Raw genomic sequence first — 17,669 nt, 5'->3', positions numbered from 1 at the left:
GCACACTCGAGGCCGAAGGCCCTAGCCGAGCCGGGTCATCCAGCCGTGCGTGTCGGCGAAGGTCCCGCGCTGAATGCGGGTCAGCGTGTTGCGCAGCGCCATCGTCACTTCACCCGGCCGGCCGTCGCCAATGGTGAACTCGCTGTCGGCGTGCTTGACCCGACCCACCGGCGTGATGACAGCCGCTGTGCCGCAGGCGAATACCTCGGTGATCTCCCCCGCGGCGGCCTTCTTCTGCCACTCGCCGATATCGATCTTGCGCTCTTCGACGGTGAAACCGGCGTCAAGTGCCAACTGCAGCAACGAATCCCGCGTGATGCCGGGCAGCAGCGAGCCGGACAGCTCCGGGGTGACCAGCCGCGAGGTACCGCCGCTGCCGAACACGAAGAACAGGTTCATGCCGCCCATCTCTTCGACGAAACGGCGCTCGACGGCGTCGAGCCAAACCACTTGGTCGCACCCGTTTTCCGCGGCCTCGGCCTGAGCCACCAGCGACGCGGCGTAGTTGCCGCCGAACTTGGCCGCGCCGGTACCGCCGGGGCAGGCCCGCACGTAATCCTTTGACACCCAGACGTCGACGGGGTTGATGCCGTTTTTGAAGTACGCGCCCGCCGGTGAACCGATCAGCAGGTACCGGTATCGCTTGGCGGGACGTACTCCCAGCCCGGGTTCGGTCGCGAAGACGAAAGGCCGCAGATACAGCGCTTCTTCGCCGCCCGCCTTGGGCACCCATGCGTTGTCCACGGCGATGAGCTGGCGCAGGGACTCGAGGAAGATCTCCTCGGGCAGCTCGGGGATCGCGAGCCGCCGGGCCGACGCGCGCATCCGGGCGGCGTTGGCGTCCGGGCGAAATGACACCACCGAGCCGTCGGCCCAGCGGTAAGCCTTGAGTCCCTCGAACACTTCCTGTGCGTAGTGCAGCACGATCGCCGACGGATCCAGCTGGATCGGGCCGTACGGAATAACCCGCGCGTTGTGCCAGCCCTGGCCCTCGTCGTAGTCGACCGAAACCATGTGGTCGGTGAAGAATTTGCCGAAACCGGGGTCGGCCAGGATGGAGTCCCGTTCTGCGCCACTCGCGGGATTAGACGCGCGTTGAACGGTGAACTCGAGAAGGCCGCTCGTCATGCGCCGATTGTATATGTGCGTGCCAATGGGTTTTTCCCGCGTAAACGGGCGGCGGCTAGCGGGTTTTCAGCTCGACGAACGGCGGGCGTACGACCTCGCACTCCGCGGCGCGGCCGCGCACGTCGACGGTGACTTGCCGGCCGTCTTCGACACCGGCATCGGTGTCGATCAGCGCCAGCGCGATGCCGGCCTGCAACGTCGGCGAAAACGTCCCGGATGTGGTGAGCCCGACCGGTTTATCCCCGGCAAGCACCGTCAGCCCGGGCCGCAACACGCCGCGGCCCACCATCCGCAGACCCCGCAGCAGCCGTCGCGGCCCCGCCGCCTTCTCGGCCAGCAGCGCGTCGCGGCCGAAGAACGTGTCCTTCTTCCAGCCGATCGCCCAGCCGCATCGGGCCTGCAGCGGCGAGATGTCGAGCGACAGCTCGTGCCCGTGCAGCGGGTAGCCCATCTCGGTGCGCAGGGTGTCGCGGGCGCCCAGACCGGCCGGTTCGCCGCCCGCGTTGGACACCGCCGTCACCAGCGCGTCGAACACCACGCCCGCGGTGTCCCAGCGCGGCAGCAGCTCGTAGCCGTGCTCGCCTGTGTACCCGGTTCGGCAGACCCGCACCGGCACTCCCGAGAAGGAGGCGTCGGCGTAGGCCATGTAATCCATGTCGGTCGGCAGCCCCAACTCGGCCAGCACGTCGGTCGAGCGCGGTCCCTGCACCGCCAGCACCGCGTAGTTGCGATGCTCGTTGGTGATCGTCAGGCCGGCGGGCGCAGCTGCGGTTAGGGAGGCCTGCAGCGCCTCGACCACCGCGGCGGTGTTGGCGGCGTTGGGCACCAGAAAGATCTCGTCGTCGTTGACGTAATAGGCGATCAGGTCGTCGATGACGCCACCGGATTCGGTGCAGCACAACGTGTATTGCGCCTTGCCCGGCTCGATGCGGCCGAGATCGTTGGTCAGCGCGGAGTTGACGAACGCCGCGGCACCCGGACCGCGGACCAATGCCTTGCCGAGGTGGCTGACGTCGAACAGGCCCACCGCATTTCGCGTCGCGTTGTGCTCGCTGACCGTGCCCGCATAGGAAACCGGCATCAGCCAGCCGCCGAATTCGGCAAAACTGGCGCCCAACTCGCGATGACGATCTTCCAGTGGTCCTTTGAGGGGCTCCGTCGCATCGCTCACGACGATCCACCTTAATCGCGTCCGGTGCTGGCACACTTGGGTAGGTGTTCGATTTCGATGAGCTGGAGGCCGCCGGAATCGCCAACCCACGCGACCGGGCCGACCTGATCAAGTATCTGGACGACCTCGGCTTCACGGTCGACGAGATGGTGCAGGCCGAACGCCGCGGCCGGCTCTTCGGCCTGGCCGGCGATGTGCTGTCGTGGTCGGGCCGGCCGATCTACACGTTCGCGACCGCCGCCGAGCAGCTCGGGGTCGCGCCCGAGGAGGTCGCCCGCGCCTGGGCTTTGCTCGGCCTGACCGCCGCCGGTCCCGATATTCCGGTGCTGAGCCAGGCCGACGTCGACGCCCTGGCCACCTGGCTCGCGGTCAGGACGGTGGTCGGACAGGACGGCGCCTTCGGCCTGCTGCGGGTACTGGGAGCCGCGATGGCCCGGCTCGCTGAGGCCGAGTCGACGATGATTCGCTCCGGGACGCCGGACATCCAGATGGACCACACTCACGACGAGCTCGCCACCGCTCAGGCGTACCGCTCGGTCGCCGAGTTCGTCCCCCGGCTCGGGACGCTGATCGACATCGTGCACCGCCATCATCTGACCAGCGCTCGGACGCACTTCGAGGGCGTCCTGCGCGACACGTCGTCGGCCGTGGTGTGCGGTGTGGGTTTTGCGGACCTGTCCGGCTTCACCGCGTTGACTCAGGCGCTGACGCCGGCGCAGTTGTCGCATCTGCTCAACGAGTTCGCCGGCACGGTGTCCGACGTGGTGCACGCCGACGGCGGCCGGGTGGTGAAGTTCATCGGCGACGAGGTGATGTGGGTCAGTTCGGCGCCCGAGGCGCTGCTGCAGGCGGCGGTTCATCTCGTCGAGCACCCCAAAGCGCGCGAGGAGGGCCTGCAAGTCCGCGCCGGCCTTGCCTTCGGCGCGGTCGTGGCCATCAATGGCGACTATTTCGGCAACCCGGTCAACCTGGCCGCCCGCCTCGTGGCCGCCGCGGCGCCAGAGCAGATCCTGGCCTCGTCGGAGCTGCGTGACGCGTTGCCCGATCGGCCCGCGGTCGCTCAAGGCCCGTTGAAGCTCAAGGGTTTTGACGCCCCGGTCACCGCGTTCGACCTGCACACGGGGACGTAGCCAACCCAGGCCGCACGCCGGTGACTAGGGTATTTACGCGTGAGTATCGAACCGGGTTACCAGGCTCCTGCTGTCACTGTCGCCGCGACGCTGCCCAAGCGTGGCGTGGGTTCATCGGTATTGGTCGTGCCGGTCGTCTCGACCGGTGACGACGAGCGGCCGGGCGCGTCCGTTGTAGCCGTCGAGGCATTCCTGTCCGAGGAGACTGTCGCCGAGATCCTGACCGGCCTGCGGGCATTGGAGGCCACCGGCGGTACCGAGCAGGTGCACCGGCTGGTGGTGCCGTCGCTTCCGGTGGCCAGCGTGCTAACGATCGGTCTGGGCAAGCCGCAGTCCGAGTGGTCCGCCGACGTCATCCGCCGCGCCGCCGGGGTGGCCGCGCGCTCACTCGGCAAGGCCGAAGCGGTGATCACCACGCTGACCGAGCTGCCCGGCGAGGACGTCGCGTCCGCCGCGGTCGAGGGACTGATCCTGGGCGGCTACCGGTTCACCGCGTTCCGCAGCGAGAAGACCGCACCCAAAGACAAAGGGCTGAGCAAGATCACCGTGCTCACGACATCGAAAGAGGCCAAGAAGCAGGCCGCGCACGGTGCGGCCGTCGCGACCGCGGTCGCCACCGCGCGCGACTTCGTCAACACCCCGCCCAATGCCTTGTTCCCTGCCGAATTTGCCAAGCGCGCACGGGCTTTGGGCGAGTCCGTCGGCCTTGAGGTCGAGGTGCTCGACGACAAGGCGCTGCAAAAAGGCGGCTACGGAGGCATTGTCGGCGTCGGGCAGGGCTCGTCGCGGCCCCCGCGGCTGGTCCGGTTGATCCACCGCGGTTCGAAGCTGGCCAAGAAGCCGAAGCAGGCCAAGAAGGTGGCGCTGGTCGGCAAGGGCGTCACGTTCGACACCGGCGGCATCTCGATCAAGCCCGCTGCCTCGATGCATCACATGACCTCGGACATGGGCGGTGCCGCCGCGGTGATCGCGACCGTCGCGCTGGCCGCTCAGCTCGAGCTGCCGATCGACGTGATCGCCACCGTGCCGATGGCCGAGAACATGCCGTCGGCGACGGCGCAGCGCCCGGGCGACGTGCTGACCCAGTACGGCGGAATCACGGTCGAGGTGCAGAACACCGACGCCGAGGGCCGGCTCATCCTGGCCGACGCCATCGTGCGGGCGTGCGAGGACAAGCCCGACTATCTGATCGAGACGTCCACGCTGACCGGTGCCCAGACAGTCGCGCTGGGCGCCCGCATCCCCGGCGTGATGGGCAGCGAAGAGTTCCGCGACCGGGTCGCCGCGATCTCGCAGCGGGTGGGCGAAAACGGCTGGCCGATGCCGCTGCCGGACGAACTCAAGGACGACCTGAAGTCCACGGTCGCCGACCTGTCCAACATCAGCGGCCAGCGCTTCGCCGGCATGCTGGTGGCCGGGGTGTTCCTGCGCGAGTTCGTCGCCGATGGCGTGGATTGGGCGCACATCGATGTGGCCGGCCCGGCCTTCAACACCGGCAGCCCGTGGGGCTACTCGCCCAAGGGCTCCACCGGCGTGCCGACGCGGACGATGTTCGCGGTGCTGGAAGACATCGCAGAAAACGGCTGAGCCAGGTTTGAACGACCGTTCACGCGGCTAACCTCCCCTGTCTGTTCTCGACACAGGGGGAAATTGTGTTCTCACGATGGATGATCATTGCGGCGTGCGCCGCGATTTTGCTGGCCGGCGTCATCGGGTTGTTGGTGCCGGTATCGGTGTCCGACGGCGGCGAATCGATCGGGTGTGGAAACGCCGTCGCCACCGATGAGTCGGCCGCGGCGCGCGCAACCGACCAGGGTGCGGCACGCATGCCGATCGTTCACCAATTCGTTCCACGCACCGATTACGGGGTGCTCTGCCAGTCGTCGGTGACGAACCGGCGCATCTGGACGGTGCCCCTGGCATTCGTCGGGACGATCGGGATCGCCGGCGCGCTGTTGGTGCGGCGGCAACCGGCACTCGTGGACTGAGCCGACTTTAGATCACCCGGAAGCGCGCGGTGCTGCGCAGCGCCTGCGGCAGCAGGCGCGAAACTCCGTACAGCGCATAGGCTTCCGGCGCTACCGGGCGGATCGGCTTGTTCTTCTGGACCGACGAGAGGATCGCGTCGGCGACCTTGTCAGGCCCGTAGCGGCGCAGCGCGAACATCTTGCCCAGCTGGCCTCGCCGGCCGTCGACCTGCGAGTCCTGCTTGCCGGCAGGCGCGTCGAACCGGGTGGCGTTGATGATGTTGGTGTCGATGAGACCCGGGCAGATCGTGGTCAGCCCGACGTCGGCGGCGTCGAGTTCGGCGCGCAGGCAGTCGGAGAACATATAAGTCGCCGCCTTGGAGGTGCAGTAGGCGTTCAGCGACTGCAACGGGGCGTAGGCCGCCATCGACGACACGTTGACGATGTGCCCGCCGGTGCCGCGCTCGACCAGGCGCCGCCCGAACGCGCGGCTGCCGTTCACCACGCCGCCGAGGTTGACGTCGAGCACCCGGTCGAACTGTTCGGCGGGGGTGTCCAAGAACTGGCCGGTCTGCCCGATGCCGGCGTTGTTGACCACGACGTCCGGCACGCCGTGTTCGGTGCTGACCCGCTCGGCGAAGGCCTCGACCGCGTCGGTGTCGGACACGTCGAGCACGTAGGCGTGCGCGACCCCGCCCCGCGCGGCGATCTGGGCGGCGGTCTCCTTGACGGCGGCCTCGTCGATGTCGCTGACGACCAGCTCGGCGCCCTCGCGCGCGAAGGCGTGGGCGGTCGCGCGCCCGATGCCGCTGCCGGCGCCGGTGACCGACACCAGGGTGTCGCCGAACGCCCCGCGAGGACGGCCCACCTGTGCGCGCAGCAGCGCGCGGCTGGGCGCTTTGCCCTCGGTCATGTCGGCGAAGTCGTGCACCGCGGCCGCCATCACCTGCGGGTGCGACATCGGCGAAAAGTGACCGGCCCGGATGTCGCGCCGCCACAGCCGCGGCACCCACCGCGCGGTCTCGTCGTAGCCGTACGGCCGGACGTATTTGTCGCGGGTGTTGACGATCAGCTGCACCGGCACATCGATGACGTGGATGGGCTGGCCGCGCACCGAGAATGAGCGAAAGTAGTTGGCGGGATAGGTTTTAACCGAGCTGGCCGCGTCCGCGGCGATGTTGGCGCAGTGATGGATCTGCTCATCGGGAATGTTATCGACGACGCTGCGCCGCAGCGCGCGGACCGAGAAAGCCGCCCGGATCAACAGCGGCGCCAGCAGCGGGACCGAGAAGAACGCCATGTAGGTCAGCCGCAGCGCCTGACTGATCGAGCGGGCAAACCGGCGCGGGCGCCACGGCGTGCGCAGGCCGCTGAAGATGTATTCGACGAGTTGCTCGTGGCTCGGGCCGGAGACCGAGGTGAACGAGGCGACCCGGTCACCGGCGCCCGGCCGTTTCAGGTACTCCCAGATACCCACCGAACCCCAGTCGTGGGCCAGCACGTGCACCGGCTGGCCCGGGCTCAGCTCGCTTGTCACCGCCGCGAAGTCGTCGGCGAAGTGGGCCATCGTGTACGCCGAGACTTTCTTGGGCGCCGCCGACAGCCCGACGCCGCGGTTGTCATAGCGCAGGATCCGGAACCGCTCGGCCAGCAGGGGTACGACGCCGTCCCACAGCACGTGCGAATCGGGCCAGCCGTGCACCAGCACGACCGTGGGACCGCCGGGGTTGCCTTCCTCGTAGACGGCGATGCGGACACCGTCCGCGCTGTCGACGAACTGCCGCGTTGCCGGCATAGAACTTCCGCCTCCCCGCGATCTGGCGATGACCGCCCCCTGGCAATTCGGCACACCGTAGCAAGCGGGTCAGCCCTGGATGCGTGCCGACGCCGAGGCAATGACAGGATAGTTTCGACGTCAACTTGCAGTACACCGCGGTGTGGTAAGTCAGATGTTGACCTGCGCGGACCCACGAGCAATCGAGGAGTCAATAGAGATGGCTTTCTCTGTCCAAATGCCGGCACTCGGTGAGAGCGTGACCGAGGGGACGGTCACCCGCTGGCTCAAGCAGGAAGGCGACACGGTCGAGCTCGACGAACCGCTCGTCGAGGTGTCGACCGACAAGGTCGATACCGAAATCCCGTCGCCCGCCGCGGGTGTGCTGACCAAGATCGTCGCCCAGGAGGACGACACCGTCGAGGTCGGCGGCGAACTGGCCGTCATCGGCGACGCCTCGGAAAACGGGGCAGCGGCGGCGCCCGCCGAAGCGCCCAGCCAACCGGCGGCCGCGCCGGCACCCGAGCCCGAGCCCGAGCCGGAAACCAAAGCCCAGCCGGAGCCCGAACGCCGGCCCGAACCCGCAACCCAGGCCGCGAGTTCCGGCGACGGCACTGCGACGCCGGTGCTGATGCCCGAGCTGGGCGAGTCGGTCACCGAGGGCACCGTCACCCGCTGGCTCAAGAAGGTCGGCGATTCGGTTCAGGTAGACGACGCGCTGGTGGAGGTGTCCACCGACAAGGTGGACACCGAGATCCCGTCCCCGGTGGCCGGAGTTCTGCTCAGCATCACCGCCGACGAGGACGACACCGTGCCGGTCGGCGGCGAACTGGCCCGGATCGGCTCCGGCTCGGCCGCGGCGGCTCCCCCGCCGCCGGCCCCCAAACCCGAACCACCGGCCCAGCCCACGCCCGAACCGGCCCCCCAGGCCGAGGCCCAGCCGGCCGCCAAGCCCGCTCCCGCGCCGGAGCCCGCTGCGCAACCCAAACCCGAGCCGACTCCGCAAGCCGCACCGGCCCGGCCGGCGCCGGAGGCGCGGGGTGACGGCAGCCCTTACGTGACTCCGCTGGTGCGGAAACTGGCCACCGAAAACGACATCGACCTTGCCGCGGTGAAGGGCACCGGCGTCGGTGGCCGCATCCGCAAGCAGGACGTGCTGGCCGCCGCCGAGAAGAAGAAGGAAGCCGCAAAGGCGCCCGCTCCGGCTCCCGCCGCACCGTCGCCCGTGGCCAAGGCTGCGGCGGCGCCGACTCCGGCGCCCGCGCTGTCCCACCTGCGCGGAACCACGCAGAAGGCCAACCGGATCCGCCAGATCACCGCCAAGAAGACCCGCGAATCCCTGCAGGCCACCGCGCAACTCACCCAGACCCACGAGGTCGACATGACCAAGATCGTGGGCCTGCGCGCCAAGGCCAAGACGTCGTTCGCCGAGCGTGAGGGCGTGAATCTGACCTACCTGCCGTTCATCGCCAAGGCGGTCATCGACGCGCTGAAGATTCACCCGAACGTCAACGCCAGCTACAACGAGGACTCCAAGGAGATCACCTACTACGACGCCGAGCACCTCGGTTTCGCGGTCGACACCGAGCAGGGCCTGCTCTCCCCCGTGGTGCACAACGCCGGCGACCTGTCGCTGGCCGGGCTGGCCCGCGCGATCGCCGACATCGCCGAGCGCGCCCGGACGGGCAACCTGAAACCGGACGAGTTGTCCGGGGGCACCTTCACGATCACCAACATCGGCAGCCAGGGCGCGTTGTTCGACACCCCGATCCTGGTCCCGCCGCAGGCGGCGATGCTGGGCACCGGGGCGATCGTCAAGCGCCCGCGGGTGGTGGTCGACGACAGCGGCAATGAATCGATCGGGGTGCGCTCGATCTGCTACCTGCCGTTGACCTACGACCATCGGCTGATCGATGGGGCCGACGCCGGACGATTCCTCACCACGATCAAGCACCGGCTTGAAGAGGGAGCGTTCGAGGCCGACCTAGGGCTGTAGAGAGGCTTAGCGAATTGGCCAAGCCCGTCGTCGCGATTGCGGGTTCCTCCGGCCTGATCGGCTCCGCTTTGGCTGCGGCTCTGCGCGCCGCCGACCACCGGGTGTTGCGCATCGTCCGCCGGACACCGGCGAATCATGATGAGCTGCACTGGAATCCGGAGAGCGGCGATTTCGATCCGGACGCCCTCACCGAGGTCGACGCCGTCGTCAACCTGTGTGGCGTCAACGTCGGCCGACGCCGGTGGTCGGGCGCCTTCAAGCAGAGCCTGCGCGACAGCCGCATCACTCCGACGGAGGTGCTGGCCACCGCGGTCGCCGACGCCGGCGTCGAAACCCTGATCAACGCCAGCGCGGTGGGCTACTACGGCAATACCAAAGACCGTGTGGTCGACGAAAACGACCGGGCGGGAGCGGGTTTCCTCGCCCGGCTCTGCGAAGACTGGGAGGCCGCCACGCTGCCGGCGCAGTACGGCGGTGCCCGCGTGGTGCTGGCCCGTACCGGTCTGGTGATGGCCGCCGCGGGCGGTGCGTTGCGCCGGATGCGCCCGCTGTTCGCGGCGGGGCTGGGCGCCCGACTGGGCAGCGGCCGTCAGTACATGTCGTGGATCAGCCTCGAAGACGAGGTGCGGGCCTTGCTCTTCGCAATTTCACACCCGTCGATGTCCGGCCCGGTGAACATGACCGGGCCCGCGCCCGTCACCAACGCCGAGTTCACCACCGCCTTCGGCAGCGCGGTCAACCGCCCGACCCCGATGATGCTGCCGGCCTTCGCGGTGCGCGCGGCGCTTGGTGAATTCGCCGACGAGGGACTGCTGACCGGCCAGCGCGCCATCCCGTCCGCGCTGGAGCGCGCCGGATTTCAGTTCCACCACAACACCATTGGCGAGGCGCTGGCCTACGCCACCGCCCGACGCGATCAGGACTGATGATGTATTTGATTACCGGCGCGGGCGGGGGCATCGGCGGTGTCAGCCGAATGGTGGTCGAGCAGTTGCGGTCCCGCGGCGAGCGGGTGCGTGCCATGGTGCACCGCGACGACGAACGGGCCGACCCGCTGCGCGCGGTGGGCGCCGAGGTGGTGGTCGGCGACCTGACCGTGCCGCAGGACGTCGTCGACGCGATGGCCGGGGCCGACCGGATGTTCTTTTCGATGAGCGTGTCGCCCGACTACCTGCAGGCGACGGCAATCGTGTGCGCGGCGGCGCTGGAATCGGGCCGCCTCGAGGTACTCGTCAACATGTCGCAGATGACGGTGTCGCAGATGACGCTGACGAGCACCGACGAGTCGCGCCAGCATCGCCTGCACTGGCTGGCCGAGCAGGTGGTGAACTGGTCGGGCGTGCCGGCCGTGCAGGTGCGGCCGACGGTGTTTCTGGACAATCCGATCCTGACCTCGCTGGCGGCGCCGTCGCTGCGCGAACGGAACCTGTTGGTGCTGCCGTTCGGCACCGGCAAGACCTCGCCGATCGCGGCCAGCGACGTCGCCCGCGTGGTGAGCGCGATCCTGCTGGACCCGGCGGACCACATCGGTTCCGTCTACGAGCTGACCGGCCCGGCAAGCCTCGACATCGACGGGCTGGCCGCGCAGTACGCCCGCGCCTTGGGCCGCCCGATCACCGGCGCCGACATCGCGCAGGACACCTGGGTCACCGAGATTCTGCGGCCGCTGGGCCTGCCCGCACACGTCGCGCAACACCTGGCCACGATGGCCAAGCTGCACCGCGCGGGCCGCTACGACCGCTCCACCGACGACGTCGAGCGGATCACCGGCCAGCCCGCGTTGAGCGTCGAGCAGTACATCGCGGCGAACCACCAGCTGTTCGCGTAGCGTTGGCCAGCGTGATGGGTTCGATCCGATCCAGCGCGGCAGCGATCGACGTCCGGCAATTGGGGACGGTCGAATATCGCACCGCCTGGCAGCTACAGCGCGACCTGGCCGACGCCAGGGTGGCCGGCGGCAGCGACACCCTGCTGCTGCTGGAGCACCCCGCGGTCTACACCGCGGGACGGCGCACCGAGCCGCACGAGCGACCGGTGGACGGCACGCCCGTCGTCGACACCGACCGCGGCGGCAAGATCACCTGGCACGGTCCGGGACAGTTGGTCGGCTACCCGGTCATCGGCCTGGCAGAACCGCTCAATGTGGTGAATTATGTTCGGCGCCTTGAGGAATCGCTGATCAAGGTGTGCCGCGATCTAGGCCTGGACGCCGGCCGGATCGAGGGCCGCTCCGGCGTGTGGCTGCCCGGTGCGCCCGCGCGCAAGATCGCCGCGATCGGTGTGCGGGTCGCGCGGGCGACCGCGCTGCACGGGTTCGCGCTCAACTGCGACTGCGATCTGGGCGCCTATGCGGCCATCGTGCCCTGCGGCATCACCGATGCCGGGGTGACGTCGTTGTCCGCCGAACTCGGGCGCACCGTCACCGTCGACGAGGTCCGCCCGGCCGTCGCGGCGGCCGTGTGCGATGCGCTCGACGGTGTCTTACCGGTGGGGGTACACGACGCCGCCCGCGTAACATCAGCGATGTGACGATCGCTCCCGAAGGCCGCAAATTGCTGCGGCTGGAAGTGCGCAACGCGCAGACCCCGATCGAGCGCAAGCCACCGTGGATCAAGACACGGGTCCGGATGGGGCCGGAGTACACCGAGCTCAAAAGCCTGGTCAAGCGCGAGGGTCTGCACACCGTCTGCGAAGAGGCCGGCTGCCCAAACATCTTCGAGTGCTGGGAAGACCGCGAGGCCACCTTCCTGATCGGCGGCGACCAGTGCACCCGCCGCTGCGACTTCTGTCAGATCGACACCGGCAAGCCCGCCGAGCTGGACCGCGACGAGCCCCGGCGGGTCGCCGAAAGCGTGCAGACGATGGGGTTGCGCTACGCCACCGTCACCGGCGTCGCCCGCGACGACCTGCCCGACGGTGGGGCGTGGCTGTACGCCGAGACGGTGCGTGCCATCAAGGAGCTCAACCCGTCGACCGGTGTCGAGCTGCTGGTGCCCGACTTCAACGGCGAGCCGGCCCGCCTGGCGGAGGTCTTCGAGTCGCGCCCGGAAGTATTGGCGCACAACGTCGAAACCGTGCCGCGCATCTTCAAGCGGATTCGGCCGGCGTTCACCTATCAGCGCAGCCTGGGCGTGCTCACCGCGGCGCGCGAGGCCGGGCTGGTCACCAAGAGCAACCTGATCTTGGGTCTCGGCGAGACTCCCGACGAGGTCCGCACCGCACTGGCCGACCTGCACGACGCCGGCTGCGACATCGTCACCATCACCCAGTACCTGCGCCCCTCGGCGCGCCACCACCCGGTGCAGCGCTGGGTGAAGCCCGAGGAGTTCGACGAGTTCGCGCAGTACGCCGAGGGACTGGGCTTCGCGGGTGTGCTGGCCGGGCCGCTGGTCCGCTCGTCGTATCGGGCCGGCCGGCTCTACGAGCAGGTCGTACGCAGCCGCGCGTCGGACGCCCTGGGGTAAGGCGGGGCCGGCGCCTCGTATCCTTGGTGATTATGGCTAAACCCCGCAGTACCGCCGAGAACAAGGCCGCCCGGGCGGCGGCGGCAGCCGAACGCAAGGCGGCGGCCAGGGAGCGCCGCGGCCAGCTGTGGCAGGCGTTCAACGTTCAGCGCAAACAGGACAAGCGCCTGCTCCCCTACATGATCGGCGCCTTCGTCGCGATCGTGGCCGTCTCGGTGACGGTCGGCGTGCTGGTCGGCGGGTTCACCATGTTCACCCTGATCCCGCTCGGCGTGATACTGGGCGCGCTGGTGGCATTCATCATCTTCGGCCGCCGGGCCCAGAAATCGATCTACCGCCAGGCCGAGGGGCAAACCGGCGCGGCAGCCTGGGTGCTGGACAACCTGCGCGGCAAATGGCGGGTCACGCCGGGGGTGGCGGCCACCGGCCACTTCGACGCCGTGCACCGGGTGATCGGCCGGCCGGGCGTCATCTTCGTCGGTGAGGGGTCGACGACCCGCGTCAAACCGCTTCTGGCCCAGGAGAAGAAGCGCACCGCGCGGCTGGTCGGCGACATACCGATCTACGACATCGTCATCGGCAGCGGCGACGGCGAGGTTCCGCTGTCCAAGCTGGAGCGGCACCTGACCCGGCTTCCGGCCAACATCAGCGTCAAGCAGATGGACGCTCTGGAGTCGCGGCTGGCCGCGCTGGGGTCGCGGGCCGGTGCCGCCGTCATGCCGAAGGGGCCGCTGCCCAACTCCGGCAAGATGCGCGGCGTGCAGCGCACCGTGCGCCGCAAGTAAGCGTCAAGCGATTCAGCGCCGGACCACGGCCGTGTTGGTCACCCGGTCTTGAATGCCCCGCCCGTCCCAGTCGGTGAACAGCGCCGGGACCACCAGGGCGACCAGCAGCCCGCGCGCCGCCACGCGGCCGATGCCCAGCCGTCCGTCCAGTGCGACCACCTGGAGACCGAGCGCCAGCTGCCCGGGTGTGAATCCGTACAGCCGCACCGCCACCGCACCGAGCAGAAACCAGACCACCAACACCGCCGTCGACAGCATTCGTTCGGAGAACATCCCGAACGCCATGGCCAGCGCCGCCAGACCGTAGGCAATCAGCCAGTCGATCGCCAGCGCCGCCAGGCGGCGTCCCATCGATGCCAGCGATCCCGGGCCGCTTTTCGGCAAGCCGAGTGTCTCGCCGGGATATGCCGGGCGCGATTCCGGCATCAGGTCGTCGCGGCGAAGGGCCGGGACAGGCTGCTGCGCCCGTAGGGCCGACCAGTTACGATTTTGCGGTCCATGGGCCTCACAATAGAACCCGCCGATGCAGCACCCCGAATTGTGGGACGCGTGGTCAAGTAACCTGCGCGCAACACGGGGTTGACGGGCGGGCAACATCATCTCCATAGCGTCAGGCCGCGGATTATCAAGCAAAGGAGCTTTCAGTGACGGAAAAGACGCCCGACGACGTCTTCAAGCTCGCCAAGGACGAAAACGTCGAGTTTGTCGACGTGCGGTTCTGTGACCTGCCGGGCATCATGCAGCACTTCACGATCCCGATTTCGTTCTTCGACCAAAGTGTTTTCGACGATGGCCTGGCGTTCGACGGCTCGTCGATTCGCGGGTTCCAGTCGATTCACGAGTCGGACATGTTGCTGTTGCCCGACCCGGCGACCGCGCAGATCGACCTGTTCACTGAAGCCAAGACGCTGAACCTCAACTTCTTCGTGCACGACCCCTTCACCCTCGAGGCGTACTCGCGCGACCCCCGCAACGTCGCCCGCAAGGCGGAGAACTACCTGAAGAGCACGGGCGTTGCCGACACCGCCTACTTCGGTGCCGAGGCCGAGTTCTACATCTTCGACTCGGTCAGCTTCGACTCGCGCACCAACGGCTCCTTCTACGAGGTCGACGCGATCTCGGGCTGGTGGAACAGCGGCGAGCCGACCGAGAACGACGGCAGCCCCAACCGCGGTTACAAGGTGCGCCCCAAGGGCGGCTACTTCCCGGTTGCCCCGGTCGACCACTACGTCGACCTGCGCGGCCGGATGCTGCAAAACCTGATCAAGGCCGGCTTCAGCCTGGAGAAGGGCCACCACGAGGTGGGCACCGGCGGCCAGGCCGAGATCAACTACAAGTTCAACACGCTGCTGCACGCGGCCGACGACATGCAGCTGTACAAGTACATCGTCAAGAACACCGCGTGGCAGGCCGGCAAGACGGTCACGTTCATGCCCAAGCCGCTGTTCGGTGACAACGGCTCCGGCATGCACACCCACCAGTCGCTGTGGAAAGACGGCAGCCCGTTGATGTACGACGAGACCGGGTACGCCGGCCTGTCGGACACCGCCCGCCACTACATCGGTGGCCTGCTGCACCACGCGCCGTCGCTGCTGGCCTTCACCAACCCGACGGTGAACTCATACAAGCGGTTGGTGCCGGGCTTCGAGGCCCCGATCAACTTGGTGTACAGCCAGCGCAACCGTTCGGCGTGTGTGCGTATCCCGATCACCGGCAGCAACCCGAAGGCCAAGCGGCTCGAGTTCCGTTGCCCCGACTCGTCGGGCAACCCGTACCTGGCGTTCGCGGCCATGCTGATGGCCGGCCTGGACGGCATCAAGAACAAGATCGAGCCGCAGGCGCCGGTCGACAAGGACCTCTACGAGCTCCCGCCGGAAGAGGCCGCCAACATCCCGCAGGCACCGACTCAGCTGTCCGCGGTGATCGACCGGCTGGAAGAGGACCACGAATACCTCACTGAGGGAGGCGTTTTCACGTCCGACCTGATCGAGACGTGGATCAGCTTCAAGCGCGACAACGAGATTCTGCCGGTCCAGATCCGGCCGCACCCCTACGAGTTCGCGCTGTACTACGACGTGTAACCACCCAGCAGACGAACACCACCCGCGCGGATTTCCGCGCGGGTGGTGTTCGTTATTGCCTGGGTTGTCGGGCAATTCCATCAATGTTGTGAACCGCAGACTAGGTTTACGGTCAAGAAGTCTGAGATTTGAAGCGCTCCGGCACAACACAGTTAGGACACGAAATGTCGTACGATGCAGATGATCTCAGCAAGGACCCGACACCGGATCGCGCCGAGGACAACGCGTTCTTTCCCTCGCCGTATTCGCTGACCCAGTACACCCGGCCCACAACCGACTTCGACGGAGTCGAGCACGAAGGCGCCTACACCGAGGGCCGGTGGAAGGTGCTGATGATCGCCGCCGAGGAACGCTACTTGCTTTGTGAGAACGGCAAGATGTTCTCCACTGGCAATCATCCCGTCGAGATGCTGCTTCCCCTGCACCACCTGCTGACGGCGGGCTTCGACGTCGACGTCGCCACGATCGCCGGCTATCCGGCGAAGCTGGAATGGTGGGCGTTGCCCGGCCAGGACAAGGCCGTGCTGCAGACCTACGAAGCACTCAAGCCCAAGCTCAAGCAACCCAAGAAGCTCGCCGAGGTCGTCGAGAACGATCTCGGCGCCGATTCGGACTACATCGCCGTCTTCATCCCCGGCGGCCACGGCGCGGTCATCGGGCTGCCGGCCGCCGGCGCGGTGGCGCAGACCCTCGACTGGGCATTGGCCAACGACAAATTCATCATCACCCTGTGCCGCGGTCCGGCGGCATTGCTGTCCGTTGGCCAGGGCGAAACGGAGTCGCCGTTCAAGGGATACTCGCTCTGCGTGTTCCCAGATGCGCTCGACGAGGGATTCAACGTCGACATCGGTTACCTCCCAGGGCATATGCAGTGGCTGGTCGCCGACGCACTCCGCAAGCAGGGGTTGACCGTCCTCAACGACGACATGACCGGCAAGGTCCATCAAGACCGCAAGCTGCTCACCGGTGACAGCCCCCTGGCGTCGAACAACCTGGGTCACCTCGCCGCCAGCGCCCTGGTTGAAGCCGTCCGATCGAACTCCACCAGCTAGCGGAAGCCGCAGCGCGAGAAGCGTCCGCAGCAGACGAACACCACCCGCGCGGGTGGCCACGTCCTTGGCGACCGGGTCCGCCCCGCCGGCCGGGGCCGATGCCACCGCCCGGGCCGGGACCGGAGCCATCGGGAGCCTGCCGCGCCGGGGCCGCCGGTTGTGGTGAGGCCTCCGCTGCCGGCTCCGAGGCGGGAGGCGGAGCGCCGCTGCTTCCACGTCGACGCCGGCGCGGGTGGGGTTTGGATCCGCCGTGGCGATGGGATCTGCCGCCACCATGATCGCCGCAGCGACGATCGAGCTGGCTGCCAGCCCTAGGCCGACCGTGCGGCCGCGCGACACGTGACTCATCCGCAGTCCTTCGCTGTCATGTCATTGCGCGAAGACCTAGCGCGCACAACGAAACCAGACAGCGGCATCGCGGAGTTTTCGGCCGCTGGCAATCCCCCGTTAGTGTTTCGCCGGGCCGCCGGGCGCTGAACGCCGGCCTACTCGTACCCGGGGCGCCCGAGCGTCCCGGCAAGTTGGCGCAGCAACGCGGTTCGGAAGCGATCGGCCGACGGACTGGGAAAGCGCAGCACCCGCGGAATCATGGCGCCGACGAGCGTGGCGAACAGCAGATCGACGACGTCCTCGGGCGCGACCACCGGCGCGAAGACGCCGGCGTCGCGACCCTCGATCACGGTTCGCACGAAGGGAGCCCGGTAACGAGACCAGCCCTCCTCGCCGTAATCACGCAACTCCTCGTCCCGGATGCCCGAGCGCCAGAATTCGAGCAGCAGCTGGTGGTTACGAACCGGGGTGTTCAGGTTGCGGTCGATCATGGCCACCAGGCGATTCCACGGGTCGCTCTCGGCATCGGCCACCGTCTCGAAGGCGGCCACCTCGGACTCGGTCGTGTACCGCATCGCCTCGATCAGCATGTCCTCGCGCGAGCCGAAGTAGTTCTGCAGCGTGCTGATGGCCGTGCCGCTTGCCTGCGCGACATCGGCGAAGCGGGCATTTTCGTACCCCCGATCCGCCAGCACCGAGGCGGCCGCTTGGACCGCCGCGGCGCGGCGCGCACCGCCGGCTCGTCGGATTCGACGATCAACAGCCATTACTATATGGTACGGTAATACCGA

16 protein-coding genes are annotated in these 17,669 nt (G+C 68.1%); 11 read left to right on the top strand and 5 right to left on the bottom strand.

Features of this window, described 5'->3' with window-relative positions:
- Nucleotides 1-21 precede the first annotated feature (21 nt).
- A complete protein-coding gene (locus tag G6N55_RS00540) occupies nt 22-1,128 on the bottom strand; it encodes a branched-chain amino acid aminotransferase (protein WP_085220499.1) in 1,107 nt (368 codons plus the stop codon).
- 55 nt (nt 1,129-1,183) lie between these two features.
- Entirely contained in the window at nt 1,184-2,299 is a 1,116-nt protein-coding gene (gcvT, locus tag G6N55_RS00535; RefSeq protein ID WP_085220500.1) for a glycine cleavage system aminomethyltransferase GcvT, read from the bottom strand.
- A gap of 44 nt (nt 2,300-2,343) precedes the next feature.
- Here gcvT and G6N55_RS00530 point away from each other — a divergent pair, with 44 nt between their 5' ends.
- The 3 genes from G6N55_RS00530 (at nt 2,344) to G6N55_RS00520 (ending at nt 5,417) form a co-directional block, all read left to right on the top strand.
- A complete protein-coding gene (locus G6N55_RS00530) occupies nt 2,344-3,429 on the top strand; it encodes an adenylate/guanylate cyclase domain-containing protein (protein WP_085220501.1) in 1,086 nt (361 codons plus the stop codon).
- A gap of 39 nt (nt 3,430-3,468) precedes the next feature.
- Nucleotides 3,469-5,016 (top strand): leucyl aminopeptidase, encoded by a 1,548-nt coding sequence (locus G6N55_RS00525; protein ID WP_085220502.1) that lies wholly within the window; start codon nt 3,469-3,471, stop codon nt 5,014-5,016.
- A 65-nt stretch (nt 5,017-5,081) separates the two neighbouring features.
- Complete coding sequence (locus tag G6N55_RS00520) at nt 5,082-5,417, top strand: aminopeptidase (RefSeq protein ID WP_139826686.1); 336 nt, start codon at nt 5,082-5,084, stop codon at nt 5,415-5,417.
- Nucleotides 5,418-5,424: 7 nt separating this feature from the next.
- Here G6N55_RS00520 and G6N55_RS00515 read toward each other — a convergent pair whose 3' ends face one another.
- A complete protein-coding gene (locus tag G6N55_RS00515; RefSeq protein ID WP_085220504.1) occupies nt 5,425-7,191 on the bottom strand; it encodes an SDR family oxidoreductase in 1,767 nt (588 codons plus the stop codon).
- A 199-nt stretch (nt 7,192-7,390) separates the two neighbouring features.
- Between G6N55_RS00515 and sucB the strand changes: the two genes are divergently transcribed.
- The 6 genes from sucB to G6N55_RS00485 are packed head-to-tail and all read left to right on the top strand — an operon-like array spanning nt 7,391 to nt 13,415.
- Nucleotides 7,391-9,166 carry a 2-oxoglutarate dehydrogenase, E2 component, dihydrolipoamide succinyltransferase gene (gene sucB / locus G6N55_RS00510; protein ID WP_085220505.1) on the top strand — a complete coding sequence of 592 codons (1,776 nt, stop codon included), beginning with the start codon at nt 7,391-7,393 and terminating at the stop codon, nt 9,164-9,166.
- 14 nt (nt 9,167-9,180) lie between these two features.
- Nucleotides 9,181-10,092, top strand: coding sequence for a TIGR01777 family oxidoreductase (locus tag G6N55_RS00505; protein WP_085220506.1), 912 nt, complete (start codon nt 9,181-9,183; stop codon nt 10,090-10,092).
- Nucleotides 10,092-10,994 (top strand): NAD(P)H-binding protein, encoded by a 903-nt coding sequence (locus G6N55_RS00500; RefSeq protein ID WP_232078882.1) that lies wholly within the window; start codon nt 10,092-10,094, stop codon nt 10,992-10,994. Before G6N55_RS00505 ends, G6N55_RS00500 begins: the two co-directional genes overlap by 1 nt.
- Before the next feature lie 11 nt (nt 10,995-11,005).
- Complete coding sequence (gene lipB / locus G6N55_RS00495; RefSeq protein ID WP_139826687.1) at nt 11,006-11,695, top strand: lipoyl(octanoyl) transferase LipB; 690 nt, start codon at nt 11,006-11,008, stop codon at nt 11,693-11,695.
- Nucleotides 11,692-12,630 carry a lipoyl synthase gene (gene lipA / locus G6N55_RS00490; protein ID WP_085220508.1) on the top strand — a complete coding sequence of 313 codons (939 nt, stop codon included), beginning with the start codon at nt 11,692-11,694 and terminating at the stop codon, nt 12,628-12,630. Before lipB ends, lipA begins: the two co-directional genes overlap by 4 nt.
- Before the next feature lie 32 nt (nt 12,631-12,662).
- Nucleotides 12,663-13,415 carry a DUF4191 domain-containing protein gene (locus tag G6N55_RS00485; protein WP_085220509.1) on the top strand — a complete coding sequence of 251 codons (753 nt, stop codon included), beginning with the start codon at nt 12,663-12,665 and terminating at the stop codon, nt 13,413-13,415.
- A 12-nt stretch (nt 13,416-13,427) separates the two neighbouring features.
- On the opposite strand, the gene G6N55_RS00480 is transcribed toward G6N55_RS00485, so the two are convergent.
- Nucleotides 13,428-13,841, bottom strand: a complete 414-nt coding sequence (locus G6N55_RS00480; protein ID WP_085220510.1) for an RDD family protein — start codon at nt 13,839-13,841, stop codon at nt 13,428-13,430.
- A gap of 218 nt (nt 13,842-14,059) precedes the next feature.
- Here G6N55_RS00480 and glnA point away from each other — a divergent pair, with 218 nt between their 5' ends.
- Together glnA and hchA are read left to right on the top strand one after the other, a co-directional pair.
- The gene (gene glnA, locus G6N55_RS00475) at nt 14,060-15,496 is read left to right on the top strand and encodes a type I glutamate--ammonia ligase (RefSeq protein WP_085220511.1); all 1,437 of its coding nucleotides are present in this window, start codon (nt 14,060-14,062) and stop codon (nt 15,494-15,496) included.
- A gap of 164 nt (nt 15,497-15,660) precedes the next feature.
- Nucleotides 15,661-16,548: a glyoxalase III HchA gene (gene hchA, locus G6N55_RS00470; RefSeq protein WP_085220512.1), complete on the top strand. Its 888-nt coding sequence runs from the start codon at nt 15,661-15,663 to the stop codon at nt 16,546-16,548.
- Between the two features lie 485 nt (nt 16,549-17,033).
- On the opposite strand, the gene G6N55_RS00465 is transcribed toward hchA, so the two are convergent.
- The gene (locus tag G6N55_RS00465; protein WP_085220513.1) at nt 17,034-17,645 is read right to left on the bottom strand and encodes a TetR/AcrR family transcriptional regulator; all 612 of its coding nucleotides are present in this window, start codon (nt 17,643-17,645) and stop codon (nt 17,034-17,036) included.
- Between the last annotated feature and the right edge of the window lie 24 nt (nt 17,646-17,669).

Origin of the sequence: Mycobacterium florentinum (genome assembly GCF_010730355.1) — a bacterium.
In the GTDB taxonomy this organism is placed as follows: Bacteria; Actinomycetota; Actinomycetes; order Mycobacteriales; family Mycobacteriaceae; genus Mycobacterium; species Mycobacterium florentinum.
The sequence above is the reverse complement of the archived record's forward strand: the minus strand, read 5'-3'. Positions and strand labels throughout refer to the sequence as shown.